20 protein-coding genes and 2 pseudogenes are annotated in these 25,357 nt (G+C 68.0%); 10 read left to right on the top strand and 12 right to left on the bottom strand.

Annotated elements, in window-relative coordinates; all coding sequences use genetic code 11:
• Positions 1-111: 111 nt before the first annotated feature.
• Positions 112-948: an SURF1 family protein gene (locus F0344_RS19070; RefSeq protein WP_185299935.1), complete on the bottom strand. Its 837-nt coding sequence runs from the start codon at positions 946-948 to the stop codon at positions 112-114.
• 46 nt (positions 949-994) lie between these two features.
• Complete coding sequence (locus tag F0344_RS19075; RefSeq protein ID WP_185299936.1) at positions 995-2,812, bottom strand: S9 family peptidase; 1,818 nt, start codon at positions 2,810-2,812, stop codon at positions 995-997.
• Positions 2,813-2,900: 88 nt separating this feature from the next.
• On the opposite strand from F0344_RS19075, the gene F0344_RS19080 reads away from it, so the two are divergent.
• Positions 2,901-3,752 carry a class I SAM-dependent methyltransferase gene (locus F0344_RS19080; RefSeq protein ID WP_185299937.1) on the top strand — a complete coding sequence of 284 codons (852 nt, stop codon included), beginning with the start codon at positions 2,901-2,903 and terminating at the stop codon, positions 3,750-3,752.
• 55 nt (positions 3,753-3,807) lie between these two features.
• Here F0344_RS19080 and F0344_RS19085 read toward each other — a convergent pair whose 3' ends face one another.
• Entirely contained in the window at positions 3,808-4,602 is a 795-nt protein-coding gene (locus F0344_RS19085) for an SGNH/GDSL hydrolase family protein (RefSeq protein ID WP_185299938.1), read from the bottom strand.
• Positions 4,603-4,877: 275 nt separating this feature from the next.
• Between F0344_RS19085 and F0344_RS19090 the strand changes: the two genes are divergently transcribed.
• Positions 4,878-5,789 (top strand): aminoglycoside phosphotransferase family protein, encoded by a 912-nt coding sequence (locus F0344_RS19090; protein WP_185299939.1) that lies wholly within the window; start codon positions 4,878-4,880, stop codon positions 5,787-5,789.
• A gap of 216 nt (positions 5,790-6,005) precedes the next feature.
• Positions 6,006-7,244, top strand: a pseudogene (gene kdpB, locus F0344_RS19095) (potassium-transporting ATPase subunit KdpB); the annotation flags it as partial.
• A 111-nt stretch (positions 7,245-7,355) separates the two neighbouring features.
• Here the strand turns inward: kdpB and F0344_RS19100 are convergent.
• A complete protein-coding gene (locus F0344_RS19100) occupies positions 7,356-8,696 on the bottom strand; it encodes an IS110 family transposase (RefSeq protein ID WP_258050003.1) in 1,341 nt (446 codons plus the stop codon).
• A 238-nt stretch (positions 8,697-8,934) separates the two neighbouring features.
• Between F0344_RS19100 and F0344_RS19105 the strand changes: the two are divergent.
• Both F0344_RS19105 and F0344_RS19110 read left to right on the top strand, forming a co-directional pair.
• Positions 8,935-9,548 (top strand): annotated as a pseudogene (locus F0344_RS19105) (potassium-transporting ATPase subunit C); the annotation flags it as partial.
• Positions 9,549-9,695: 147 nt separating this feature from the next.
• A complete protein-coding gene (locus F0344_RS19110; protein WP_185302767.1) occupies positions 9,696-9,974 on the top strand; it encodes a hypothetical protein in 279 nt (92 codons plus the stop codon).
• 91 nt (positions 9,975-10,065) lie between these two features.
• On the opposite strand, the gene F0344_RS19115 is transcribed toward F0344_RS19110, so the two are convergent.
• Complete coding sequence (locus tag F0344_RS19115; protein WP_185299940.1) at positions 10,066-10,236, bottom strand: hypothetical protein; 171 nt, start codon at positions 10,234-10,236, stop codon at positions 10,066-10,068.
• 250 nt (positions 10,237-10,486) lie between these two features.
• Here F0344_RS19115 and F0344_RS19120 point away from each other — a divergent pair, with 250 nt between their 5' ends.
• On the top strand, positions 10,487-11,140 hold the full coding sequence (locus tag F0344_RS19120; protein ID WP_185302768.1) for a TOPRIM nucleotidyl transferase/hydrolase domain-containing protein: 654 nt from the start codon (positions 10,487-10,489) through the stop codon (positions 11,138-11,140).
• A 337-nt stretch (positions 11,141-11,477) separates the two neighbouring features.
• On the opposite strand, the gene F0344_RS19125 is transcribed toward F0344_RS19120, so the two are convergent.
• Positions 11,478-12,272 (bottom strand): DUF4145 domain-containing protein, encoded by a 795-nt coding sequence (locus F0344_RS19125; RefSeq protein WP_185299941.1) that lies wholly within the window; start codon positions 12,270-12,272, stop codon positions 11,478-11,480.
• 631 nt (positions 12,273-12,903) lie between these two features.
• Between F0344_RS19125 and F0344_RS35915 the strand changes: the two genes are divergently transcribed.
• From F0344_RS35915 to F0344_RS19140, 3 genes are all read left to right on the top strand, one after another.
• Positions 12,904-13,533, top strand: coding sequence for a helix-turn-helix domain-containing protein (locus tag F0344_RS35915; RefSeq protein ID WP_258050004.1), 630 nt, complete (start codon positions 12,904-12,906; stop codon positions 13,531-13,533).
• Positions 13,534-14,192: 659 nt separating this feature from the next.
• Positions 14,193-14,576, top strand: a complete 384-nt coding sequence (locus F0344_RS19135) for a transposase (protein WP_185297728.1) — start codon at positions 14,193-14,195, stop codon at positions 14,574-14,576.
• Between the two features lie 20 nt (positions 14,577-14,596).
• A complete protein-coding gene (locus F0344_RS19140; RefSeq protein ID WP_185299653.1) occupies positions 14,597-15,601 on the top strand; it encodes an IS3 family transposase in 1,005 nt (334 codons plus the stop codon).
• Positions 15,602-15,828: 227 nt separating this feature from the next.
• Here the strand turns inward: F0344_RS19140 and F0344_RS19145 are convergent, their stop codons facing one another.
• The 3 genes from F0344_RS19145 to F0344_RS19155 form a co-directional block, all read right to left on the bottom strand.
• Positions 15,829-16,200, bottom strand: coding sequence for a restriction endonuclease (locus tag F0344_RS19145; protein ID WP_258050281.1), 372 nt, complete (start codon positions 16,198-16,200; stop codon positions 15,829-15,831).
• Between the two features lie 152 nt (positions 16,201-16,352).
• Complete coding sequence (locus tag F0344_RS19150; RefSeq protein WP_185299942.1) at positions 16,353-19,430, bottom strand: type I restriction endonuclease subunit R; 3,078 nt, start codon at positions 19,428-19,430, stop codon at positions 16,353-16,355.
• 3 nt (positions 19,431-19,433) lie between these two features.
• On the bottom strand, positions 19,434-20,063 hold the full coding sequence (locus F0344_RS19155; RefSeq protein ID WP_185299943.1) for a hypothetical protein: 630 nt from the start codon (positions 20,061-20,063) through the stop codon (positions 19,434-19,436).
• Between the two features lie 77 nt (positions 20,064-20,140).
• Here F0344_RS19155 and F0344_RS19160 point away from each other — a divergent pair, with 77 nt between their 5' ends.
• Entirely contained in the window at positions 20,141-21,481 is a 1,341-nt protein-coding gene (locus F0344_RS19160; RefSeq protein ID WP_258050003.1) for an IS110 family transposase, read from the top strand.
• A gap of 43 nt (positions 21,482-21,524) precedes the next feature.
• On the opposite strand, the gene F0344_RS19165 is transcribed toward F0344_RS19160, so the two are convergent.
• The 3 genes from F0344_RS19165 to F0344_RS19175 form a co-directional block, all read right to left on the bottom strand.
• Positions 21,525-22,391 (bottom strand): hypothetical protein, encoded by an 867-nt coding sequence (locus F0344_RS19165; protein ID WP_185299944.1) that lies wholly within the window; start codon positions 22,389-22,391, stop codon positions 21,525-21,527.
• A complete protein-coding gene (locus F0344_RS19170; RefSeq protein ID WP_185299945.1) occupies positions 22,384-23,958 on the bottom strand; it encodes a type I restriction-modification system subunit M in 1,575 nt (524 codons plus the stop codon). Before F0344_RS19170 ends, F0344_RS19165 begins: the two co-directional genes overlap by 8 nt.
• A gap of 440 nt (positions 23,959-24,398) precedes the next feature.
• A complete protein-coding gene (locus tag F0344_RS19175) occupies positions 24,399-25,349 on the bottom strand; it encodes an NAD-dependent epimerase/dehydratase family protein (RefSeq protein WP_185299946.1) in 951 nt (316 codons plus the stop codon).
• Positions 25,350-25,357: the final 8 nt, after the last annotated feature.

The raw sequence follows: 25,357 nt of genomic DNA on the forward strand, positions 1-25,357 counted from the left end.
CGGCGACAGCGACAGAGTGACGCGAAGTGATGTGAAGTGATGCGAGAAGGGGCGGTCCGCAGGCGGACCGCCCCTTCTCATGCCTGCCCCCGGCCGGAGCCGACACGGCGCTCAGTCGGCGTCGGCCGCCAGCCCCAGATCCACGTCACGCGCGGCCTCGGCCTCGCGCCGCACCAGACGGAACCACATGAAGAGCACGAAGCCGCCGAAGACGAACCACTCGCCGGTGTAGCCCAGGTTCTGGAACGCCTTGAGGTCGAGCCCGCTTCCCGCCGGCGCCTCGGCGGGCACCGGCTTCAGCGCGCTCTTCACCGAGCCGCCCGTGCCGCCCGTGCTGCCCGAGCCGCCCGTGCTGTTCGTGCCGCCCGAGCCGCCCGACTCCGGCTTCTGGAGCGTGACCCAGGCGTCGTACACGTCGTACGGCACGAGGTTCACCAGCGACGCGGCGCTGATCATGCCGAGCTGGCCCTCGGGCAGCCCGCCCGAGGAATGGGCGCCGTCGGTGCCCGCGTTCTCGGACGCCTGGAGATCACCGGTCACCGTGACCTCACCGGACGGTGCGGGGGGCACCTCGGTACTTCCCGCGGTGCCCGGCAGCCAGCCGCGTAGGACCGGGAGGGCCTTTCCGCTGTCGGTGAGAAGCATGTTGAGGACGTAGAAGCCGCTGCGGTCGTCCAGCTCACGGCCGGGGACGAGGAACTGCTCGGCGTACGTCCCGGTGGCGGTCGCGGGGCTGCCGGACGTCACCTTGTCGACCGGCAGCAGGGAGTCCAGGGGCTTGGCGGCCCTCGTACCCGGATCGGGACGCTGCCCGGCCTCCTCGTGCGACTGCACGCGGTCCTCGAAGCGGCCGAGCTGCCAGGTGCCCATGAACACGCAGAACGGTATGGCCAGCACGACGAAGAGGTTGATCCCCCACCATCGCGGGGTCAGCAGGAACCGGTACACCCCTCCACGGTACGGTCCCCGCTCCGCGGAGAGGGCGCGGGGGCCCTCAGACGCCGGACGGGCCGGATCTCAGGTGCCGGAGCGCGAAGTCCAGTTCCAGGCGCACCTGCTTGATCCTTTCCTCCACGACGAGGGAGCCGTGGCCCGCGTCGTACCGGTACACCTCGTGCACCGCGTCGCGGGCCTTCAGACGGTCCACGTAGTTCTCCACCTGACGGATGGGGCAGCGGGGGTCGTTGACGCCCGCCGAGATGTAGACGGGGGCGCGCACCGAGTCGACGTACGTGAGTGGGGAAGAGGCCTCGAAGCGCTCGGGCACCTCCTCAGGAGTGCCGCCCAGCAGCGTGCGGTCCATCGCCTTCAGGGCCTCCATCTCGTCGTGGTACGCCGTGACGTAGTCGGCGACCGGGACGGCGGCCAGGCCCAGAGCCCAGGCGTCCGGCTGCGTACCGAGGCCGAGCAGGGTCAGATAGCCGCCCCAGGAACCGCCCGCCAGGACCGTCCGGACCGGGTCGGCGAGACCGGATTTCACCGCCCAGTCGCGGACGGCCGCGATGTCCTCCAGCTCGATCAGCCCGACCCGGTGCTTGAGCGCGTCCGTCCAGGCGCGGCCGTAGCCGGTCGACCCGCGGTAGTTGACCCGGACGACGGCGAACCCGTGGTCCACCCAGGCGGCCGGGCCGGACGCGAACGTGTCGCTGTCGTGCCAGGTGGGGCCGCCGTGGATCTCGAAGACGGTCGGGAAGGGGCCGTCCCCCGTGGCGGGCCGCTGGACGAGGGCGTGGACACGGCCGCCGGGGCCCTCCACCCACGCGTCCTCGACGGGCACCGAAGCCGGGGCCTTCGCACCCGGCGGGTCCAGGACCACCGTGCCGGTCGTGGACCGGACGACGGGCGGCAGCGCGGCCGAGGACCAGAGGTACTCCACCGTGCCGTCGGGGCGGGCCGTCGCACCCGACACCGTGCCGGCGGGGGTCTCCACCCTGACCGGCGCCTGAGCGCCGGGCTCGTACCGCCACAGCTCGCTGCGGGCCTCGAAGCTGTGCTCGACGAGCAGCGCGGAGCCGTCCGGATACCACTCGGCGCCCACGTCGCCCGGGAGGTCGATCGGCAGGTCCGTCTCGGTCCCCGCGACCGGGTCCCAGATCATCGGCTCCCAGCGGCCGCGGCGCTGGTGCCCGACGAGCAGCCGGGTGTCCCCGGCCACGGGGGCGAAGCCCAGCACGGCGAGACCGAGCTCCTTGGTGCCGCCCTCGGTGTCGTCCAGCTCTGCGACCGTCGAACCGTCCGGCCGCACCACCCGCAGCGCCGAGTGCATCGCGTCGCCGTGCTCCGTGTGCTCCAGGGCGATCAGCGTGCCGTCGTGGGAGAGGTCTCCGACCCCGGCGGACTCCCGGTGCCGGTAGATCTCCACCGGGGCGCCCGAGGGCCGTACGACGTGGACGGTCGTGCCCTCCTCGTCGGTGGACCGGCCGATCACCGCCGTACCGTCACGGCCGATGGCCAGACCGGCCGGGTAGGAGGCAAGGAGGCCGGGGGCGGCTGGCTCGTCGTCCCCCTGGGCGCCGCCGAAGGGCTGCCGCATCCACACACCGAACTCGTCGCCGTCGGTGTCGCTGAACCACCAGATGGCCTCGCCGTCGGGTGTCAGCACCCCGTCGGTCGTCCCGTTGGGCCGGTCGGTCACCTGCCGCTGCCGCCCGGTGGACCGGTCCCAGGCGTAGAGCTCATACGTCCCGGTGGCGTTGGAGACGAACAGTGAGCGGTCAGGGGCGTCCTCGGCCCAGTCGGGCAGGGACACGCGGGGCGCGCGGAAACGCTGCTCCCACTCCGGCACGGACGAGACGTTCTGTGTGTCGCTCATGCCTCCATCCAACCCGATCGGGCGCCACGGCCGAGTGGCCTGTGGATAACTGTTCGCGCGACCCCCGGCCCGTGGGTAGCTTTCGGTCATGCATTCACCGACTCCGGATGACTGGCACGACACCAATCGCGCACGGTGGGACGAGCGCGTGGCGATACACGAGGCGAGCGACTACTACGACCTCGACGCGTTCCTCGCGGGGAAGGACGCACTGCGTGACTTCGAGCTCGCGGAGGTCGGGGACGTCACCGGGAAGTCCCTGCTGCACCTCCAGTGCCACCTGGGGCTCGACACCCTCTCCTGGGCCCGGCACGGTGCCTCCCCCGTCGTCGGCCTCGACTTCTCCGAGCCCGCCGTGGAGACCGCCCGGCGTCTCGCCCGTTCCCTCGGCCTCGGCCCGGAGCGCGCGGCCTTCGTGGCCGCCGATGTGTACGACGCGGCGGAGGCCGTCCCCGATTCCTCGTACGACATCGTCTACACGGGCGTCGGCGCGCTGAACTGGCTGCCCGACATCCGGCGCTGGGCGGAGACCGCCGCCTCGCTCGTCGCGCCCGGTGGCTTCCTCTACCTCGCGGAGTTCCATCCGCTGACCGACGCGTTGGACGACGAGACGGGCTCCCGGGTCACGTACGACTACTTCAGCCACGAGGCATGGGTGGACGAGACCCCCGGCACGTACACCGACCTGGACGCACCGACGATCCACAACCGCAGCGTCGAATGGCAGCATCCGGTGGGTGAGGTCGTCTCGGCGCTGGCCTCCGCGGGACTGCGGATCGAGCTGCTGCACGAGCACGACGTCTCGCTCGTCGCGCGCTTCGGCACGCTGAAGCCGCAAGGTGACGGCTACTACCGCTTCCCGGCGGACCAGCCGCGTATCCCACTGATGTACTCGGTCAAGGCATCACGCCCGCTCCAGGACAGGAACGGGAGTTCATGAACGTACGGCGGTCCACCGGAGCGGGGCTCCGGTGGACCGCCGTGTCCGTGGCCCGTTACGCGGCCGAGCGGAAGGCCGGCAGGTAACCGCCCGCCTGCCCCGTGGCCTTGGGATGGTACGAGTTGTAGACCGGGATGGACACGCTGTGGAGCCAGGCGTCACCGGAGCACAGCTCGTGCCCGGTGAACTCGTCCACCACGCTGGAGAAGGTGAATCCGGCGTCGGCGGCCCGCTTGGCGGTGACGCCGTTCAGGATGTCCGACGCCCTGTTGATCGCACCCCGCTCGGTCTCGGTGAGGCCGGCGATGCAGCTGCCGGACAGCTTGTAGAAGCGCGGGTACCCCAGCACCACGACACGGGCCTGCGGGGCCCGCGAACGGATGTTGCTGTAGAGCGAGTCGAGGCGTCCAGGCAGCACGTTCTGCACCTGCGAGATCGCCGCGTTCACGCTGTTCACGCAGGTGGCCTCGCTGGACAGGACGCAGTCCGTCATGACGCTCGCGAATCCGACGTCGTTGCCGCCCGCGGTCACGCTGACGAGGGCAGTCGACGAACTCAGCGCGCTCAGCTGGCCGCTGGAGACCGAGCTGGTCGTCGCGCCCGAGCAGGCGACGAAGGCGAACGAGGAGGGGGCGTTCGCCGCGGCCCAGAGGTAGGGATAGGCCTTGGTGCTGCGTCGGCAGTCACCGCTGTCGGAGAGGTAGTTCCCGGCGCCGACGCCGGAGGAGTAGGAGTCACCGAGAGCGACGTAACCACCTGCGGCGGCGGAGGCCGGAGCGGCGGCCCCGAGCGCGGCGACCGCGGCGAGCGCGAGGGTGGTGACGGATGCCCAGATTCTTCGTACCGACATGGCTGCCAACCTTCGAAGTGCGGGGGGAGAGGGGGTATTTGATGGGGCGCCCCAGTTTCTAGCAGCTCTCGGTACCCGCCGGTAATACCTGCGCAGGAAGTCGTCTGAAATGCCCGAATGATCGTTCGGGACCCGTAGCTCCGCGCGTAGATAAACCTCGAGCGGTCCCTGAAATAAAGGCGATTGGGGGGACACGGGATGTAACTCGCTTGAACGCCGACCGAGGGCGTCCGTACCGTTTCGCCGCCAGGCGCACCGCACGAAGGAGACCTTGCATGACGGGTACGAAGATGCACCCCGACGAACTCGCCGTCGACGCCGCGCTGGTCGGCCGGCTGGTCGCGGCGCAGTTCCCGCAGTGGGCGCGTCTCCCCGTCTCCGCGATCCGCTCAGCGGGCACGGACAACGCGATGTACCGGCTGGGCGAGGACATGGCCGTGCGGCTGCCGCGCGTTCCCCGCGCGGCAGGACAGGTCGCCAAGGAGCAGCGCTGGCTGCCCCACCTCGCCCCGCACCTCCCGCTGGCCGTGCCCGTCCCGCTGGGGCTGGGTGAGCCGGGCGAGGGGTACGAGCTGCCATGGTCGGTGTACGGCTGGCTGGATGGCGAGAACGTCGACGACGTACCTCTGGTCGGCGCCGGTCAGGAGCATGCGGCCGTCCAACTCGGACGGTTCGTGGTCGCGTTGCGCGCCGTCGACGCGACCGGCGGCCCGGCGGGCTTCCGTGGCGGCCCGGTGCGCACGCGCGATCCGGAGGTCCGTGCCGCGATCCGCGTCCTGGGCGCGGACGGCACGGTGGACGGGGACCTCGCGGCGGCGGCCTGGGAATCGGCTCTCCGGCTCCCGCAGTGGGAGGGCGGACCGGTCTGGCTCCACGGTGACCTGCTGCCCGGAAACCTGCTCGCCCGGGACGGACGCCTCACGGCCGTCATCGACTTCGGCGGGCTCGGCACCGGTGACCCCGCCTGCGACACGATGCCGGCCTGGGCCGTGCTGCCCACCGGATCGCGCGGTCTGTTCCGTGACGCTGTCGAGGTGGACGACGCGACCTGGGCCCGGGGGCGGAGCTGGGCGCTGTCCTTCGGCCTCATGGCGCACCACTACTACCGCGTCACGAACCCCGTCCTGGCCGCGGTGGCCCTGCGCACGGCGGGCGAGGCCCTGGACGACTTCCGGCGCGAGGGCTGACCTCGCCGGCCGGCCGACCGGCCGATCCCTGCGGCTGACGTCGCCGACCGGCTGGCCGCTCCTGCTGACCTCGCCGGCCGCCGGGCTGACCGGCCGCCGGGCCCGGCGGCGCCCCCGCCGTAGGGATGCGTCAAGAGCGGCCCCCGGCCCGCAAAAAAGGGACCCGTTAACGGCAGCGGCAGCCCCCCTGGGAGGGCGTTTCCTCGGAATGTCCGAGCGGGCATGGACCGGCTGGTCCAGCGCAACGTGCTGGCGATGTCCGGGCGCGCGGTCGAGGCGGCGGGCGACGTCTCCACGCTGCTCCTCGACAAGACGGGCACGATCACCCTGGGAAACCGCCAGGCATCGGAGTTCGTACCGGTCAAGGGAACGACGGAGGCCGAACCCGCGGATGCCGCCCAGCTCTCCTCGCTGGCCGACGAGACCCCCGAGGGCCGCTCGATCGTGGTCCTGGCGAAGGAGACGTACGGACTGCGGGAGCGCCACCGCGGCGAGCTGGAACACGCCGACTGGATCGAGTTCACCGCTCAGACGCGGATGTCGGGGGTGGACGTCGGCCCGCGCAGGGTCAGCAAGGCAGCGACGGGTTCCGTCCTCGCATGGGTGAGGGAGCGCGGCGGCCTTGTCGCCGAGGACGCGCAGGCGCTCACGGACCGCATCTCGCAGGCCGGCGGCACGCCGCTGCTGGTGGCTGTGGAGAACGGCGGGGGCGCCCGGGTCCTGGGGGTCGTCCATCTCAAGGACGTGGTGAAGGAGGGGATGCGGGAGCGGTTCGACGAGCTGCGCCGCATGGGCATCAGGACGGTCATGATCACGGGCGACAACCCGCTGACCGCGAAGGCCATCGCCGAGGAGGCGGGAGTCGACGACTTCCTGGCCGAAGCGACGCCCGAGGACAAGATGGCCCTCATCAAGCGGGAACAGGCGGGCGGCAAGCTCGTCGCGATGACGGGCGACGGTACGAACGACGCACCGGCCCTCGCCCAGGCGGACGTCGGGGTGGCCATGACCACCGGCACCTCGGCGGCCAAGGAGGCCGGGAACATGGTGGACCTGGACTCCGAACCCACCAAGCTCATCGAGATCGTCGAAATCGGCAGACAACTGCTCATCACCCGCGGAGCGTTGACGACCTTCTCGATCGCGAACGATGTCGCGAAGTATTTCGCGATCGACCCGGCGATGTTCGCGGTGGTCTATCCGGGCCTGGACAAGCTCAACATCATGGCGCTGTCCTCGCCGGAGTCCGCGATCCTGTCCGCCGTCGAATTCAACACGCTGATCATCGTCGCGCTGGTTCCGCTGGCTCTCAGGGGCGTCAGGTGCAGGCCCGCCGGTGCGGAGAGGATGCTCCGCCGCAACCTCGGCATCTACGGACTGGGCGGCCTGGTGGCCCCGTTCATCGGCATCAAGCTCATCGACCTGCTCATCTCGTCGCTCCCCGGCCCGCGTTGACCTAGGAAAGTGCTGACCGGAAAACTCAACGGTCAGGTGGGTATGGCGGGGTAGCCCCTCGGCGGTGACGGTCGGGGGGCTGTTTCGGTGCGGTGCGGGTGGGTTCGTGTGTCAGGCGGTTGCCGGGGTGAGGGTGACGTCGTGGCCGAGGGCCTTGAGTTGGCGGACGAGGTCTCGGCTCTTGCGGTTCGGGTCGAGATTGCGGGTGTGGAAGTCGGCTCCGAGGTCTCGGTAGCGGGCGGTCGGGTCGTTCATGAGGTGCCAGACGGACACCAGGATGGAGCGGGCGACGGCGACGAGGGCTTTCATGTGGCCTCGGCGTTTGACGATCCTGCGGTAGCGGGCGCCGAGGAAGGTGTCGGTCCGTGCGGCGGAGATCGCTGCTTCGCCGAGGGCGCCGCGGAGCCAGGGGTTGCCCTTGCCGGTGGGCCCGGAGGTGTTCTTGCCACCGGACTGGAGGGTGCGCGGGGAGAGTTTCGCCCAGGACACCAGGTGTCCGGCGGTGGGGAAGACCGACATGTCCGGGCCGATCTCGGCGAGGATGACCTGCGCGGTATGGGGGCCGACGCCGGGGATCTCGTCGAGGCGCTCGGTGTCGGTGATCGGCATGAGGGTGCCCTGTCCGGGGCCTTCGCCGTCCTCGGCGGTGGACAGCTCGGCCAGGCGCACGGTGATACGGGCGGTGAGCTTGTCGATCTGCACGGTGAGGTAGTCGACGGTGTCCAGCAGCATCCGGCACATGAACCCGTGATGCTCTTCGAATCGGCCGGTCAGGGCCTCGGCCAGGGTGGCGTGGCTGGCCTTGATCGTGCCGTGGGCGAGGTCCGCCAACGCCTTCGGACTGCGTTCGCCCGCGATCAGGGCTTCCAGCATCGCGCGTCCGGAGACGCCGAAGATGTCGGAGATCACGGTGGACAGCTTGATCTGGGCGTCCTCGAGGAGTTTCTCGGTGCGCTGCTTGTGGCGGGTGCGCTCATGGGTCATGACCGCCCGGGCCCGGGTCAGGTCGCGCAGTTCACGGACTGGTTTCGGGGGCACGAACGAGGGCCGGAGCATGCCGCGTTCGGTGAGTTTGGCCAGCCAGACCGCGTCCAGGCGGTCGGTCTTGGGCCGGCCGGGGACGTTCTTGACGTCACGGGCGTTGACCAGCCAGCACTCCAGACCACGCGATTCCAGCAGAAAGAAGTACGGCTTCCAGTACGTCGAGGTGGCCTCCATCACCACCCGGGTGACGCCCTGGCAGATCAGGTGGTCGGCCAGGTCCAGGATCGCGCCGCTGGTCGCGACGGTGTTGAAGACCCGCTGCACGCGCTTGCCGGGCTTGTCCTCGTGCGGCATCCGCACACACACCATGCCCGACGCCTTGGCGATATCGATCGCCGCGACACGGGCCACGAGCTCCTCGGCCTGCTCGATCTCCTCCATGCCACCACTGTCGTCGGTGTCCCTCATGCGCCACTCCCAAGCCTTGATCCGTACGGGATGACGCCTGCCCAAGGGGCCGCGGGGGGAGCGAGAATCTGACCGGCGTGCTCGATGGCAACAGTGCGTGGCCCCTCTGCGGCCCCGGCACCAGACTGACCTACGGGCTCAACGTCCCAACGAGCTACCGGCATCGGCGGGCAGGCGCCGCAGCCATGTTTTCACGCCAGCAAGGCGCACCCGAAGGGAACAGAGAGACTGACCTGCAATGAACAGCTCCCCGAAGAACACCACCCGGACACTGGGCGCGGCACTGCGTGCCCTGCTCGTCCTCACCGTGATCTGCGGGGTCGTCTACCCCCTCGCGGTCACGGGCGTCGCCCAGACCCTGTTCCACGACAAGGCGAACGGCTCGGAGATCACCTCCGACGGCCGGGTCGCCGGCTCCGCACTCATCGGCCAGCGCTACGACCTGCCCACGAAGAAGGGTGCGGAGACGGCGGCCCCGGACCTGAGGTGGTTCCAGCCGCGCCCGTCCAACGGCCTGGGCACCAACGGGGTGAACACCCAGTACGCCCTCATCCTCTCCGGCGCGACCAACCGCTCCGGCGACAACGCGGAACTGATCCAGTGGGTGAAGGACGCCAAGGCAGCCGTGATCAAGGACAAATCGACCCCCGGCCACCCGGTGACCCCGTCCGAGGTCCCGCCCGACGCCGTCCCTCCTCCGGCTCCGGCCTGGACCCGCACATCTCCCCGGCGTACGCGAAACAGGTCAACCGGGTCGCCGAGCGGAACCATCTGGACGTGGGACGGGTCGCCGCACTCGTGGAGTCGCACACCGACGACCGGATCCTGGGCTTCATCGGGGAGCCGCGGGTAGGGACCGGACCGCGTGAGCGGAGCCGCGGGGCGGCCCGAGAAAGCGGGGGCCGCCCCGCCTCGCCCCGTCCTACGCTTGAAGTGCGGAACCACCGGATGCGGTCGGCCGCACCCCCACCGGAAACGCGCCGCCGGGAGATGACCTCCATGAGACAGCGCCATCACTTCCACATCGACCACGCGGGCCACTCGGTCACGGCGACCGTCGAGACGGGCCACACGGTGCGGGTGGAGGTACTGGTCGACGGCAAGCAAACCGGCTACGCCACGACACACGGCGACCGGCCTGTCGCGGTACGCATAGAACTCCCGACCGATCCACCGGCGCCGGCCACGGTACGCGTGAAGCCGGGCCCCGGCCTCCCCGCGTGCCTCTTCGAGGTACCGGTCGCCGAGCCCCGGCCTATGTCGCCGCGCGCGTACTGAGCCTTCTGGCCCGCACATTCTGAGCCGCGCTCGCACGTCGCGACTGATCAACCGGCTACGCTCGCACGGCCTCGCACCGCCTCGCACCCGGTCAGTTGTGCCCGAACTTCCGCTCCTTCTTGTGCGAAACGCTCTCCCCGATCACACGGGCCGCATCGGGCGAAGCCTGTGTCGGCTTCTGCGCCTTGGTCTCCTCGGTGGCACTGCGCTCATGGCCACCGGTGCGAGCGCCGCGGTTCTGCCGGCTCTGTTTCTTGCTCACGATCGCGCCTCCTGTCAGCGTCCCGGACGGCGGGCACTTCCAGATTCGCATCTGCGTACGAAGGTCGCATGTCAGGCAGGAGTACGGAGTCCCGGCGGTCGGAGTGGTCAGGGCCGTGGTCATGGCAACCGCCGAGCGGGCGGCAGACGTTGGGTCGATGCGCAGGACCGCGGGCGCCGACTGCCCGGGAGAACGCGGGTGCGTACGGTATCCGGCCCGTGCCAGGATGACGCAGGGAAGCGAGGTCTACGTGGGCGAGTCGATGCGGTTCAGCCTGGCGCTGCGCGCGTGGGCGGCCGGCGGAGCGGAGTCCGGTGCGGCTGCCGCGGTGGCGCGGGAGCTGGCTGACGGAGTACGGACGATCGTGCTCGTCGAGGGGAGCAGCGATCAGGTCGCGCTCGAAGCGCTGGCCACACGCCACGGTCGCGACCTCGACGCGGAGGGCATCGCCGTAGTACCGCTCGGAGGCGCGACGAGCATCGGCCGCTTTCTGGACGTCGGCGGTCCTCCGGGGCTGGGCCTCCCGCTGGCCGGTCTCTGCGACATCGGCGAGGAGCGGCATTTCCGACGCCATCTGGAACGGGTCGGGCTCGGATCCGGCCTCACATCCGCCGGACTGCGGACACTCGGGTTCCAGGTGTGCGTCGCCGACCTGGAGGACGAGCTGATTCGTGCGCTAGGGGCCGACGGCGTACAGCAGGTGATCGAGGACCAGGGAGAAATGCGCCCCTTCCGCACCTTCCAGGGCCAGCCGGCCCAGCGGGAACGGCCCGTGGAGCACCAACTGCGACGCTTCATGGGTACGCACAGCGGCCGCAAGGCGCTCTACGCACAGGCACTGGTCGCGCACCTGGACCTGGCACGCGTCCCCCGGCCACTGGAGCGACTGCTCGCGCACGTCTGACCCCTGCCGGCCACCCGAAGCCGCGCTCAAGCTGGGAGCCACATCCCCGACTCGACTCCCAAGCGGCTCCCAAACTGGCCCCCAGGGACGAGTCAGGGGCCCGACCCGCTCTCGCGGATCAGGCACCTGACCTGGTATTTCAGCTGTCGGGGTGGCGGGATTTGAACCCACGACCTCTTCGTCCCGAATGAGGGTCGGGCGGTGATCTTGCCTGCGCGGATGGCGTTTTCCCTGGTCAGAGTGTCGGGGTGCCGTGCTCTCGGGCGTTCTCGGAGGGGCTCGGGGAGCGGGTTGGCTCCCAGATGGCTCCCAAACAACAGTCACCTACCGGCGGGCTCTACGGGGTGGCGCGGAACTGATCACGGCGTTGTTTGCGCGCCTTGCGCAATGCGGCACGTTGTCCGGGCTGTACGTAGACGAGGAAGACCGCCTCCTCGATGAGGGAGGCCACATCTCTCACTTCGTCGTGGGAGAAGGACAATCCGTCGTGGAGGCTCCAATTGCCGAGGCTGCGCGCTTCGTCGAGATCCCGGACGACCTCCCCTGAGACGCCTCGGTTGACCAGGTCCGCAATCTTCCCCTTGAGGTTGCTTCCCGTCGCACCCCGGTCCTTGCAGATCTCCTCAACCGCGGCGCGGTACATCGCGGCTGCGGCTCGAAGCGCCCCTGCTTCCTGGCATCGAGTGCCCTCGCTGAAGAGGTCGCGCATGGCATCGGGAGCCGCCTCGTGCAGCAGGTTTGCGCTGCGCCGCGGATGTACGAGAACCACGAACCGGACCTTCGATTCCTTGCTCTCCAGCGCGGTGGCGAAGGTCTCGCTGTCATCTCCTTGGGGCAGATCCGGACCCCAATGCTGATGGAGCACGGATGTCTTATGGCACCGCTGGCATGACAGAACGTGTTCCACCACACGCCACACATCCGGTTTGGCGGGAGGTGTCACGGACGCGGCGCCGCCCCCATTGAAGTCGGCACCACTCTGCCCGGGGCCGACCGGCCTGTCGATCAGCTCGGGCCAGACCTCCCGCCTGCTCAGGTGGTCGAACGCCACATTCAGCTTGCAGTTCGGGCACTCACCTGCCGGAACTCTGCTGTCGAGGTCCTCGATGGATACATGGCTGCGTGTGCTCATCCTCAAGGGATACATCGTCCATGCTCTATGTGCTGCCGAGTTTCTATGTCGCAACCTGGACATCGTCGCATCGCTGACGTCGGCCCCGGCTCATCGGACCGTGCCCTGGTGATCGCGGCGTGTCATATCTATGTCGCGCCACCGCTCGCGGGTCCGTGATTCTCCGTCGATCCACCGTGCTTGTGCGGTGCTCGCTGTGAGTGAGCGACGCCTCGATCTTGCGCGAGAAGGTTGACTTGCCGATCCCTCCCACCTCATGGAAGACGAGGACGCTGCGGCGTGGGCTCTCCAGGTCCTCCACGTTGAAGTGCGCACCGGTTACGCGCCGTGTGTGCTCCGAGAGTCAGGCTGTAACTGCCTGCCCACTGCGACTCCCGGTTCGTGGACGCCTCATTGGCGGTGATGCTCCGGTCGTTCGAGCTGAACAGCGTTCGAAGATCCCGACCTGCCACGCCTTGCCTCCCCCTTGGCGATCAACTCCGGCGAATCTACGCGTGCGTGAGGAAGGCGAGGCAAGGCCGCCTTCTGGCAGCCCTGTCGACGGTCGGCAGACCCCACACTCCCCGCCCCTCCAAGGCAACCACCCGTACGAGTTATTGCCCCTGACGCGGACCCGGGGTGAGCTGTTGTCATGCATCGCTGGTCTCCCTTGAACAAACGACAGTTCGCCCTGCTTGGCCGCCTCGCGAGCAGCGCGGAGCCCGAACCCTCCTGGGACCCCAGCGACTGGCGCTCCGCCTACGCGCTGCGTGACCGCGGGCTGGTGACGATCAAGCGAGGTGGTGGTGAGGTGCATACGCAGGTCACCGATGCGGGCACCTTCTACATCCAGCACGGCCACCACCCGGACGACCCTGCCCACGCCCAAGACAAGAAGATCACCAGGGGGCAGGACCAGTTCCTCGCCCCAACGAGTGACCCAGATGTCGATCGACCGCGCGCCCTGGCCGTGCAGAAAACCATCAGCCAAGTGGGAATTGAATCAGCGAGGTCCGGGCCGGGCAGTGGGCCAAGGCCGCGTTACACGTACCCCGAGGCAGCGGAGATCCTACGAGTCAAGGAACGGTGGCTTCGGGAGAACGTCAAGCGGCTTCCGCATTCAAAGAAGGGCGTCACCGTGACGTTCTCTGAAGCCGACCTCGACTCGATAGACGCCATGTTCCACCATCAACCTGCCGTTCCCGTGGCCCCTACCTTCCCGCCCGGGGCTCACCCGCTCGCTGGCTTGAAGCCCATCGGATCCCGAAGGCGCGGACAGTGATGCAGTCGCGCCGCGAGAGGCCGTACGAGGCACCCGCCATACTCGTGCGGCCCTGTGCGATTGCAGTCGAGGCGGTCGGCTGTCCGCCTCGCAGACGTACGGGCAGCCACAAGCCTCCGGGACCGCCCGAGCGCTCGTCTCCTGGCTGCTCAACTGGGCGATGCAGGGCTGAGACCCGCCATCAGACGCCGTGCTCTGCCTCCGATTCACCCAGTCCTGCCACAGCCTTCGGCTGGGTGTCGGCTCACTCGGGTCTTGCTGACTAGGTCACCTGCCTGCTTCGACGTGCGGGCAGAGCGAGCGCTGTTGGTAGCCGCCGAGTACATCACTGCCGACCGCGGCCCAGAACCCCCTCGATTCACCGAGGTGGCCGCCGCGAGTATGCCAGGACAGACCAGGCTGCTCGGCACGCAGCGCGGCCAGGCCAGCGATGCCTAGCCCGCACCGCTGGTACTGCGGCAGGGTATAGGGCTGCTCAACCCAGCCGATGCGACAGCGGCGGCAGATCCGATAGTCGACGGCGAACGCAGACTCGCCAAGAAGATTGGCTGCTCGTTGGCGCCACCCGATCCGCTCGGGCCCTCTCTGTCAGCCTTGGGTGAGACGTCTCGCTTCGGCGGGTTAGCCTGAGAGGGCACTGACAGGAGAACTATCCCCTCATGACCAGTACCAATCCCACGGGATCCGACCCGGCCCCCAGGCCGAAGCGCCGTTCGTTCAGTCCGGAGTACAAGCTGCGGATCGTCGCCGAGTACGACGCCGCGCCCAGGAACGAGAAGGGCGCGGTCCTGCGCCGCGAGCGCCTGTACCACTCGCACGTCACCGAGTGGCGGGCCGCGCGGGATGCCGGGGCCCTGGAAAAGCTGGTCGACAAGCGCACCAGCCCGGCGAGGCCGAAGAAGCCGGCCGCCGAGACGGAGAACGAGAAACTGCGCCGCCAGGTGGAACGGCTGGAGAAGGAACTGGCCCGGAACAAGGCCGCACTGGAAGTCATGGGAAAAGCTTCCGCGCTCTTGGAAATGATCTCCGAGAGCGCGGACTGAATCCTGCCGCCGGCCCTGTCGTGGCCGAGGCGTTCACCGGCGTCGAGGCCCAGCTGGGCATCACGGCCGCCTGTCGGCTGACCGGTCGGTCCAGGGCCACCCATTACCGCCGGCTCCGGCCCCCGCCACCACGCGAAGAACGTGCCCCGCAGGTGCAGCCGTCGGCCCTGTCGGACGAAGAGCGTGCCGTGGTGCTGGAGTTGATGAACGGCGAGGAGTACGCCGAGCTTGCGCCCGCGCAGATCTGGGCCCGCGAGCTGGACGCGGGGCGCTATCACTGCTCGGTCTCGACGATGTACCGGATCCTGCGCGAACAGGGGCAGAGCGGCGAGCGCCGACGGCAGGCCACCCATCCCGCCAGGACGGTGCCCGAGCTGGTCGCCACCGGGCCCTCGCAGGTGTTCACCTGGGACATCACCAAGGCGGCCGGACCGGTCAAGGGCGTCTGGTATCACGCCTACGTGATCATCGACATCTTCAGCCGGTACATCGTCGGCCACACCGTCGAAGCGGCCGAATCAGCGACACGGGCCGAGGAACTGATCCGCGAGACCATCACCCGCAACGGCATCGTGCCCGAGACGGTGCACGCGGACCGCGGCACCTCGATGACGAGCAAGAAGGTCTCCCAGCTGCTGATCGACCTGGGTGTGACGCGGTCGCACTCGCGGCCGAAGGTCTCCAACGACAATCCTTACAGCGAGGCCCACTTCAAGACCACGAAGTACATGTCCGACTATCCCGAACGGTTCGATTCGCTGGCCCACGCCCGCGAGTGGTTCGACGCCTTCATCGCGTACTACAACCACGAGCACCGGCATTCCGGCATCGGCTGGCACACACCCGCCTCCGTCCACTTCGGGACCGCCGAGGAAGTCCGCGACCAGCGCGCGGTCACTCTCGCCGAGGCTTACGCCCGCCACCCCGAACGCTTCGGCCGCCGCCCCCGACCACCCCAGATACCCCAAACGGCCTGGATCAACGACCCGGCCAAGCGCCGCGAACCCGCACCACAAACCCCATAGCGATACGACCGTCTCACTGGACTTGAAATCTTCCGGGGTGAGATGGTGTCCTGCCACGGAGTGTTCAGCTGGGGAACGTCCGGCCAGCCGCGCAGCCGGCCGAACCTCCCACCGCTGACCCATTGCAGTGCCTCGCGCCAGAGAACCCGTCCGGATGCGCGCCCGATTTTGTGGGCCTGGCTGGCGAGGCATACGGCTGCTTGCCTGTCGTCATCTATCGTCATGCCTCACTCCGTACCCGACAGCCGCGCGCCACCAACGTCCACATTCCTGACCACCGGCCTGCTGCCCGACCGGCGGCCGTCGCGACTCGTAACGCCGGACGGCCTCGGCTCGTGTGTTCGGCGGGCCCTCAGCTGTCCGTTTGAAGTTTCCTGTTGGTGCCGGAGCGGCCGATGTCCAGGTCCAAGAGCTTGAGCAGCGGCGTGCCAGCTGTTCCAGAAGCCCAGAAGATCGATGTCGACGAGCGAGAGTTGGTGCTTGGCTGCGAAGGCGCGGGCAGGCTTGGTAAAGACACAGGAGGCGACGAAGAGTGGGACGTCGGCTCCGTGTTCGGAGCGAACGGTGCGCTTGAAGGTCTGGAGGTCCCGGCTGCCCACTGAGCGGTGCTTCGCGTACCGCTTGCACTGGATTACGATCTGGCGACCGTCGGGTAGCTTGCCATCACGGATGGCCAAGGGGACAGATCAGAGCCCGAGCATTGCGACTAGGCCCGGCAACCGCCACAGGTTGCCGGGCCTCCGTGCACTCGTCAGTCGACGAGGTAGTGGGCTTCGATGTAGGCGACGGTGGAGTCGTACGGCTCCCCCACAGGCTTCAACGTGTACCGACGGAAGACTGCGGCGGTGGCGCGGCGGGCGCCTCGGTTCCGAGCGTCGGCGTTGTCCCATGACCGGGCGAGGGTGCGGGTAACCACCTGGTCGATCTCCTCGGCCAGGTTCCTCTCCGTGATCGTGAGGCCGGACGGTGCGTGATCGAGGATAATCCGTGACAGGACACCCACGTGGTCGTCGTCGAGCACGACGACGGCTTCGGCGGGGTGCTTCTCGGCGTTCACGATGGCGCGGGCGATCCGCAGCGCTTCGGACAGGAACTCCAGGGCGTCCTGGGCGTTCTGGATGATCCGGTCCCGCAGCTGCTTGATCCGCTCCGCGAGGGCGGTGTACTTCGCGGACCCCGGTTCGACGCCCTTGTCGAGGGCGGCCTTGATGTGTTCCAGGATCTCCGCCGCGGACGGCGGCGTATTGTCCTCGCCGCCATTCTTGTCAGCCTTGGGTCGGACGAGGGCCAGCAGTTCCTTGAGTATGGCGATGCCCTGGGCGTCCAGGACGAGGGCTTCCTCCTGGGAGGCGACCACGGAGAAGGAGTGGACGTGAGCATTGATGATCTCCAGGACCATCGGTCCAAGCTCGGCCAGCCGTTCCTTTCTCTCCTCGTCGGAGGACTTCTTGAACAGGGTCGTGTACACGGACCCGAACAGCCCGAAGCCGTCCCGATACTTGGCGACCCGCTTGTCGGTGTTGATGAGTGGGTACAGGCGGGCCAGGAGCCGGTAGTCCTTGGAGAACACCTCGGCGGCGCCAGGGTTGGAGTCCAGGAAGACGTTGATGGCTCGCACGGACTCGTATCCGTGGACCGTGAGATCCAGGTTGTCCACGTCCACGAAGAGGTCTTCGATACGGGCGAAGACGGTGCGGAATTCGGCGACCAGCTCGGACAGGTCGGTGACGAACCCGCCACCCTTGCCGGCCCCCGCCGAGGTGGGGTCGGCGACGGCCCGCTGGACCTCTTCGCCCAGGCTGACGTAGTCCACGACCACGCCGGAGGTCTTCACAAACCCGCTCGGGGACACCCAGGTGCGGTTCGGGCGGGTGATCGTCTGGAACAAGGTGTGGGCCTTCAGCGGCTTGTCTAGGTATAGGACACCCTCGTTGGGGGCGTCGAACCCAGTCATCAGCTTCGCGGTCACCACCAGGAAGCACAGCGGGTCGTCGGGAGTGAGGAACCGTCGCTTTTGCTCCTCCTCCTCGGCCTCCGAGAGCTGGTACGGCCGCATGGTGGGGTCTTCGTCCTTGGAGTCCGAGACGGAGATGTTCACCTCGGCGGTGATCCCGTCATGGCTCCCGACCTCGGCGAGCACCTGTGACGCCTCGAAGCCGGCCAGCAGCTCGTTGATCTTGTCTGTGTACGCCACGGCCAGCTCGCGGTTGTAGGCGACGACCTGGGCCTTGAGGCCGTTGCGATAGGCGCCGGCCAGGTAGTGGTCCACGATGTCCTGGCAGACCGCGTGAATGCGGTCGGGGTTGGCAAACACCGAGGTGAGGCGCCCGAACTTGCGGGACAGGGCCTCACGATCGGGGTCATCGAGGTCGAAGTCGTCGGCAAACTGGTCGAACTCGGCCTGCAGCGCCTGGTCGTCTATCTCGAAGTCGACCGGGTGCGGATCCAGCATGACCGGGACGGTTGCCTCGTCCAGCAGAGACCGGTACACAGAGTACCGGTGCAGCACCCAGTCCGGGTCGGTCTCCTCGCCGAAGAGGGCGAAGGTGTCGGTGGCGAGGTTCCTGACGGGGGTCCCGGTCATGCCGAAGAACTTCGCGTGCGGCAAAGCTGCGCGCATCTGCCCGGCCAAGGACTTCGACCGGGCGGACTGGGTGCGGTGTGCCTCGTCGACCAGCACGATGATGTTGCCCCGGGCCGACAGGCTCTTGCCCGCGTCGGCGAACTTGTGGACGGTTGTGGAGATGACGCCGCGGACGTCGTCGGCGAGCAGGGCGCGCAGTTCGGCGCTGGTGGCGGGCTGGTGGAAATAGGCGCTCCCCATCGCGGAGGTGAACACCCCAGAGGTTTGCCGGACGAGCTGGGTCCGGTCCGAGAGCAGAATGATCGTGGGCGACTCGGTGCGGGCGTCGGCCAGCAGCAACGAGGCGGCGAACACCATCAACAGTGTCTTCCCGGATCCTTGGTGGTGCCAGATCAGGCCCTTCGACCCGCCCGCCAGGACCCGCTCGTGGATCAGGTGCGCGGCTTCCATCTGCGGGTAGCGGGGCAGGTACTTCTTGTCCGCCCCACCCCCGGAGGTGTCGAACAGTGCGAAGTTGGCGAGCATATCCAGGATCGTCGCCGGGTTGAGCAGCAGCTCGACGGAGCGTTGCACGTCGGCCTGCCCGGACAGGTTCTCGTCATCGGCGGTAGAACGGAACGGCTGCCACAGGTTCGTGGGCGCACCTGCGGCACCGAACCGCAACTTCAGCCCGTCGGAAGCGACGGCAAAGACGTTGGGAGTGAAGAACCACGGGTACTCAGTGGCGTACACATTGTTGATCTCGCGGGCGGCGTCGGCCCACCCGGACTTCGCGGTCGGTGACTTCACCTCGACCACCACCAGGGGCAGGCCGTTGACCCAGTACACGAGGTCGAACCGGCGGGAGGTCTTGCCAGGGACGGTTATGGTCACTTCGTCCGACACGACCAGCGTGTTGGCGATCGGGTGCTCGAAGTCGATGACCTTCAAGGCATGCCACACGCCGTCCGCGTCCCGGAACTCCTTATGCCCGCGCAGCAGGACCAGCACCTGCTCGTTGGCCCGCACCAGGCCGCCCTCGACGGCGTTGACCGTGGCGACGATCTCCTCGACCACCGCGTCCACGTCGAACCCGTCGATCACCACGGGGTTGAGCCGGACGATGGCCTCCCGCAGCTGGCCGGCGACCACCGTCTGCGTCATCTCACGCGGCAGTAACCTGCCTGCCGTGAAGGCCCACCCCATCGGGAGGGACCATTGGATCATCACGTTCTGGAACTCACGTTCCCGAACACCCTTCGCCACGGCTCAAACCCCCAGCTCTGCGGACTCAATGTCGATCGTGCGATCCAACAGCCCCGACAGCACGCCAGCTCGGACCTGGCGGAGACGCGCTGCCTCAGCGCGGACGGCGTCGCTCTGGCGGCCGAGTGCATCCAGGGGTGCCGTCATCTCGTCCTGTTGCTCCACCGAGATGTCGGGGACTGCCATCTTGCTGGCCCGTGCAAACCCGAGTGCTTTGATCCCGGTGCCGGTAGCTTGCGCCGCGAACCGACCGGTCTCGTTCGCCCACCGGCACCAGTGAAGGGCGTATTCCGCGGTCGAAACCCCCGAGCGCGGGCGGAGCCGGATGACGTGCTTGTCGAAGCCAACGAACCCGCCGACTTTCCCGGCCCAGCGAGCTGAGTGTCCAAGCCCTGCACCACCTTCGACCAGGAGGATGTCGTCCGGTAGCACGGCGTACTTCTGCTGCTCGTGCGGTTCAAAGTTCATGGTCTTCAGGTCAGTCTCTCTGTTCCCTTCGGGTGCGCCTTGCTGGCGTGAAAACATGGCTGCGGCGCCTGCCCGCCGATGCCGGTAGCTCGTTGGGACGTTGAGCCCGTAGGTCAGTCTGGTGCCGGGGCCGCAGAGGGGCCACGCACTGTTGCCATCGAGCACGCCGGTCAGATTCTCGCTCCCCCCGCGGCCCCTTGGGCAGGCGTCATCCCGTACGGATCAAGGCTTGGGAGTGGCGCATGAGGGACACCGACGACAGTGGTGGCATGGAGGAGATCGAGCAGGCCGAGGAGCTCGTGGCCCGTGTCGCGGCGATCGATATCGCCAAGGCGTCGGGCATGGTGTGTGTGCGGATGCCGCACGAGGACAAGCCCGGCAAGCGCGTGCAGCGGGTCTTCAACACCGTCGCGACCAGCGGCGCGATCCTGGACCTGGCCGACCACCTGATCTGCCAGGGCGTCACCCGGGTGGTGATGGAGGCCACCTCGACGTACTGGAAGCCGTACTTCTTTCTGCTGGAATCGCGTGGTCTGGAGTGCTGGCTGGTCAACGCCCGTGACGTCAAGAACGTCCCCGGCCGGCCCAAGACCGACCGCCTGGACGCGGTCTGGCTGGCCAAACTCACCGAACGCGGCATGCTCCGGCCCTCGTTCGTGCCCCCGAAACCAGTCCGTGAACTGCGCGACCTGACCCGGGCCCGGGCGGTCATGACCCATGAGCGCACCCGCCACAAGCAGCGCACCGAGAAACTCCTCGAGGACGCCCAGATCAAGCTGTCCACCGTGATCTCCGACATCTTCGGCGTCTCCGGACGCGCGATGCTGGAAGCCCTGATCGCGGGCGAACGCAGTCCGAAGGCGTTGGCGGACCTCGCCCACGGCACGATCAAGGCCAGCCACGCCACCCTGGCCGAGGCCCTGACCGGCCGATTCGAAGAGCATCACGGGTTCATGTGCCGGATGCTGCTGGACACCGTCGACTACCTCACCGTGCAGATCGACAAGCTCACCGCCCGTATCACCGTGCGCCTGGCCGAGCTGTCCACCGCCGAGGACGGCGAAGGCCCCGGACAGGGCACCCTCATGCCGATCACCGACACCGAGCGCCTCGACGAGATCCCCGGCGTCGGCCCCCATACCGCGCAGGTCATCCTCGCCGAGATCGGCCCGGACATGTCGGTCTTCCCCACCGCCGGACACCTGGTGTCCTGGGCGAAACTCTCCCCGCGCACCCTCCAGTCCGGTGGCAAGAACACCTCCGGGCCCACCGGCAAGGGCAACCCCTGGCTCCGCGGCGCCCTCGGCGAAGCAGCGATCTCCGCCGCACGGACCGACACCTTCCTCGGCGCCCGCTACCGCAGGATCGTCAAACGCCGAGGCCACATGAAAGCCCTCGTCGCCGTCGCCCGCTCCATCCTGGTGTCCGTCTGGCACCTCATGAACGACCCGACCGCCCGCTACCGAGACCTCGGAGCCGACTTCCACACCCGCAATCTCGACCCGAACCGCAAGAGCCGAGACCTCGTCCGCCAACTCAAGGCCCTCGGCCACGACGTCACCCTCACCCCGGCAACCGCCTGACACACGAACCCACCCGCACCGCACCGAAACAGCCCCCCGACCGTCACCGCCGAGGGGCTACCCCGCCATACCCACCTGACCGTTGAGTTTTCCGGTCAGACAAGTCTAGTGTCCCGCCGCCGAGGTTGGCAGCTCGCAGGTAGGGGTGGACGTGTTCGCCCACCGACTGCCGGGCGGACTTCTGACGTCCCAGCAGCATGTCGAACTTCTTGCCGGCTGGCATGGTGGCCGCGTCCTGGCTGCTGAAGAGGTCCCGGCGAAGTCGCGACTCAACCCTGGTCAGTGCCTCTGCCTCGGTGTCGAGTGCGCTGATCTGCTCTTCTACCGCGCTTGTTGTCTCGACGATCCGCTTCTGGACCGGCAGCGGCGGCAGCATGACAGTTGCCGCATAGAACTCCTTCAGGCGGACGTTCAGCAGGCCGTGTGAACGTGCCCCCTCCCTGAGCATGCCAGCGAGTGAGCCGAAGAACTGGTTCGAGTTGAGGGCAAGTTCCAGGTACTCGGGAAGCGCAGCCCCGTCCTTGGCCTCGAACACGAAGTACAGCGGAGAGACAATGCCCGGCGCGTCGCTGAGATTGCGAGCCACCGTGCCGTAGGCGGCCGACTTCGACGTGCTCTTGTTGTAGACGAACTGCCCTGGCGCGACAACGTAGTAGCCCGAGGTGTCTTTGCTGGCGACTTTCTTCGTGAAGAACGATTCCTGCGCGATCAGCCCGTGCTCGGCGGAGACGGTCAGGACGTTCTGGTTGGTTCCATCTACGTTCTTCGTCGTGACGCGCGTGACGACTTCCGACAGCGAGACCTGCCGCCAGCCACTCATCGAAGCCCTCGATCCCTGTGGCGGAACTGCCACCTTGTGGCGCACACGAGTCTGCAAGTTACCGAGGGCAATCTGCTGCCAGTCACTCATCGAAGCCCTCGATCCCTGCGGCGGAGAGGAGAGCGAGCATGCGCTGCTCGGTCTTCTGCCGCTCTGCTCGGGCGATGTTGTAGGCGTCGATGAGGGTGCCGAGGTCTTCCTGCTCGGCGGCGGCCTGCTTGACGTACCGGCCGATGTTGAGGTCGTACCCGTTCGCCACGATCTCCGTGGTGGGCACGAAGCGTGCTGCCAGGCCACCATCTCCGTCGGGGTCCACCAGGTTGCCATCAGCGTCGAGTTTGGAGTGGTAGGCGGTCACCGTGTCCGCGATGTCCGCGTCGGTGAGGATGTTTCGGTTCTTGGCCTTGGCGAACCGCTTGGAGGCGTCGACGAATAGCACCCCGCCCTGACGCTCCGGGGCCTTGGTGCCAGGCGCTCGGAACACCAGGATCGCCGTGGGGATGGAAGTCGAGTAGAAGAGGTTCGCTGGCAGCCCGATCACGGCTTCCAGGAGGTCATCGTCCAGGATCTGCTGGCGGATGGCTGCTTCCTGACCGCCGCGGAAGAGGACTCCATGGGGCAGGACGACGCCGGCGCGGCCCCTCTTCGGGTCCATAGACGCGATCATGTGCTGCACGAACGCCCAGTCTGCCGACGACTGCGGCGCGACCCCGCCGATGGCGCGCGGGTCGTTAGTCCAGGGCTTCCACTTCAGACTGTAGGGCGGGTTAGCGAGGATCACATCGAACTGCGCGACAGACCCGTCCGGCTTCTTGAAGCGCGGGTCCTTCAGGGTGTCGCCGACCTGGACATGGAACTGGGTGAGGTTGTGCATGAAGAGGTTCATGCGTGCCACACCCGCAGTGTCCGGTACGGCCTCTTGCCCGTACAGGCTGAGCGTGTAGCCACGCCCGCCGTGGGTCTTCAGGAGGTTCGCGGAGGCGATGAGCATGCCGCCCGACCCGCAGGTCGGGTCGTACACCGACTCGTAGCCTTTGGGGTCCAGGACTTCGACGATCAGCTCGACGACCTCGCGCGGGGTGAAGAACTGGCCAGCGCGGGTGCCGGACCCGTCGGAGAACCGCTTCAACAGGTACTCGTACGCCCCGCCGAGCACGTCGTGGGACATGTTGCCCTCGTGCATCTTCGGGGTGCGGTCCATCGACTGCATGACCGCCGCCAGCACATCCCCAGACAGGACCTCCTCGGATGTCCAGGTCATGGACCCGAACAGGCGGGAGAACTTGTCAGGGTTGGCCGTCTCGATGGCTTGCAGGGAGGCGCGGACCCGCTGGCCGAGGCCAGCCTGGGTGATAGTGGAGAGGATGGACGACCAGGAGGCGCGACGCTCCTTGACGGTGCCGGGGTGGATGAACGGGATCTCGAACGACTGGTAGTCGCGGTACTCGATCTCGTGGGCCTCCTCGGCGGAGAGGTCGCCCAGGCCCTCGTTGTCGGCCAGAAACTCCTGGTGCTGGTGCTCCCAGGTGTCCGACAGGTACTTCCAGAACATCAGCGGGAAGACGACCGAGGAGTATTGCGCTTCGGGCATCGCCACGCGCAGCTCGTCGGCGGCGTCCCACAACCGGTTCTGGATCTCCTGCTGGGTCACTGCCATCAGTCGAGGGTGTCCTTGCTCGTCAATGGATGGCGACCCGAGGGACGTGATAATCCTGCAGGTCTGCCTATTTCGGGCGTTCTCGGCATATGCACGTCGGGTGTGTCCCGTTGTGTGGACATGCGCGGGGCGTCGCATTGCCTGTGTGGGCAACTCGCCAACGATATCCCTCCCCGGGGCCATCAAATTCGGCAAACAGCCCGAACAAACGAGGCGGCGAGCATTTGTGGATCTCTTTCCCGCTCCAACATGCTGCCCACCCGCCACCCACGGCCCTGACCTGGTCATCATCGGCGGTGGCCATGCGGGCTGCGCCGCCGCCCACATGGCCACCAGCAGCGGTATGCGCAGCGTGCCTGGGCAACGGGTTTACCCCATGATGGCCCGAGAGATCCGCTACATCGCATGCTGTCCCGTCGGCGGTGAGCTGGTCATCGTGGTCAGCTCGAGGCCGTGACCCCGACTGCGGAACGGAACCAGCCCACTGCCGTCGCGATCCCCTCGTGGATCGGCTGGGGCGTCACCGTGGGGAACAGTGCTCGCAGACGCGCACTGTCCGCCTGCGAGTGGGGGACGTCCCCGGTGCGCAGAGCCTTGTGCTCCCGGCCGGTGAGCTGCCCGGTCGCGGATTCGATCTCCGTGATCAGGTCCAGCAGCGAAGTACGGGTCCCGAAAGCCAGGTTCACCGGGCGGGGGTCCATCACCCGGTGAAGAAGAGCGGCGGTGAGGACGTGGCAGACCGTGCCCACGTAGGTGAAGTCCCGCGTCTGGGTGCCGTCGCCGTGGATCGTGACGGGCTCGCCGGAGAGTGCGGCGCTGATCCACTTCGGGATGACGGCGGCGTACGGATGGTCGGCGCGCTGGCCGGGGCCGTAGACGTTGAAGAAGCGGAAAGGGAGGACCGGCAGGCCGAAGCTGTGGTGGTAGGCGCTCAGGTATGCCTCCGTCGTGAGCTTGGTGACCGCGTACGGGCTCATCGGGGCGGTGGCGAGGTCCTCGTGCTTCGGCAGGTGAGGGTTGGCGCCGTAGACGGAGGACGAGGAGGCGGCGATCACGTGCGGGCCGCCGGCGCGGCGGGCGGATTCGAGGACCTGGAGGGTGCCGGTCGCGTTGGCGTGGTGGCTGGCCAGGGGGTCCTGTAAGGAGCGCGGTACGGAGGGAAGCGCGGCCAGGTGGACGACGGCATCGGCCCCGCGAAACGCCTGGTCGAGCAGAGCGGCGTCCTGGACGTCTCCCTCGAAGAAGTCGACGTCGAGGCCGCCGAGATTTGCTTTGTCCCCGGTGGAGAGGTTGTCCACGACCCGGATTCGGGTGACGTGGGGTTGCTCGGCCAGGACCCGGGCGAGGTTGCCGCCGATGAACCCGGCACCGCCGGTGATGACGATCTGCATGGGTGACC

The organism is Streptomyces finlayi, assembly GCF_014216315.1.
Classification (GTDB): Bacteria; Actinomycetota; Actinomycetes; order Streptomycetales; family Streptomycetaceae; genus Streptomyces; species Streptomyces finlayi_A.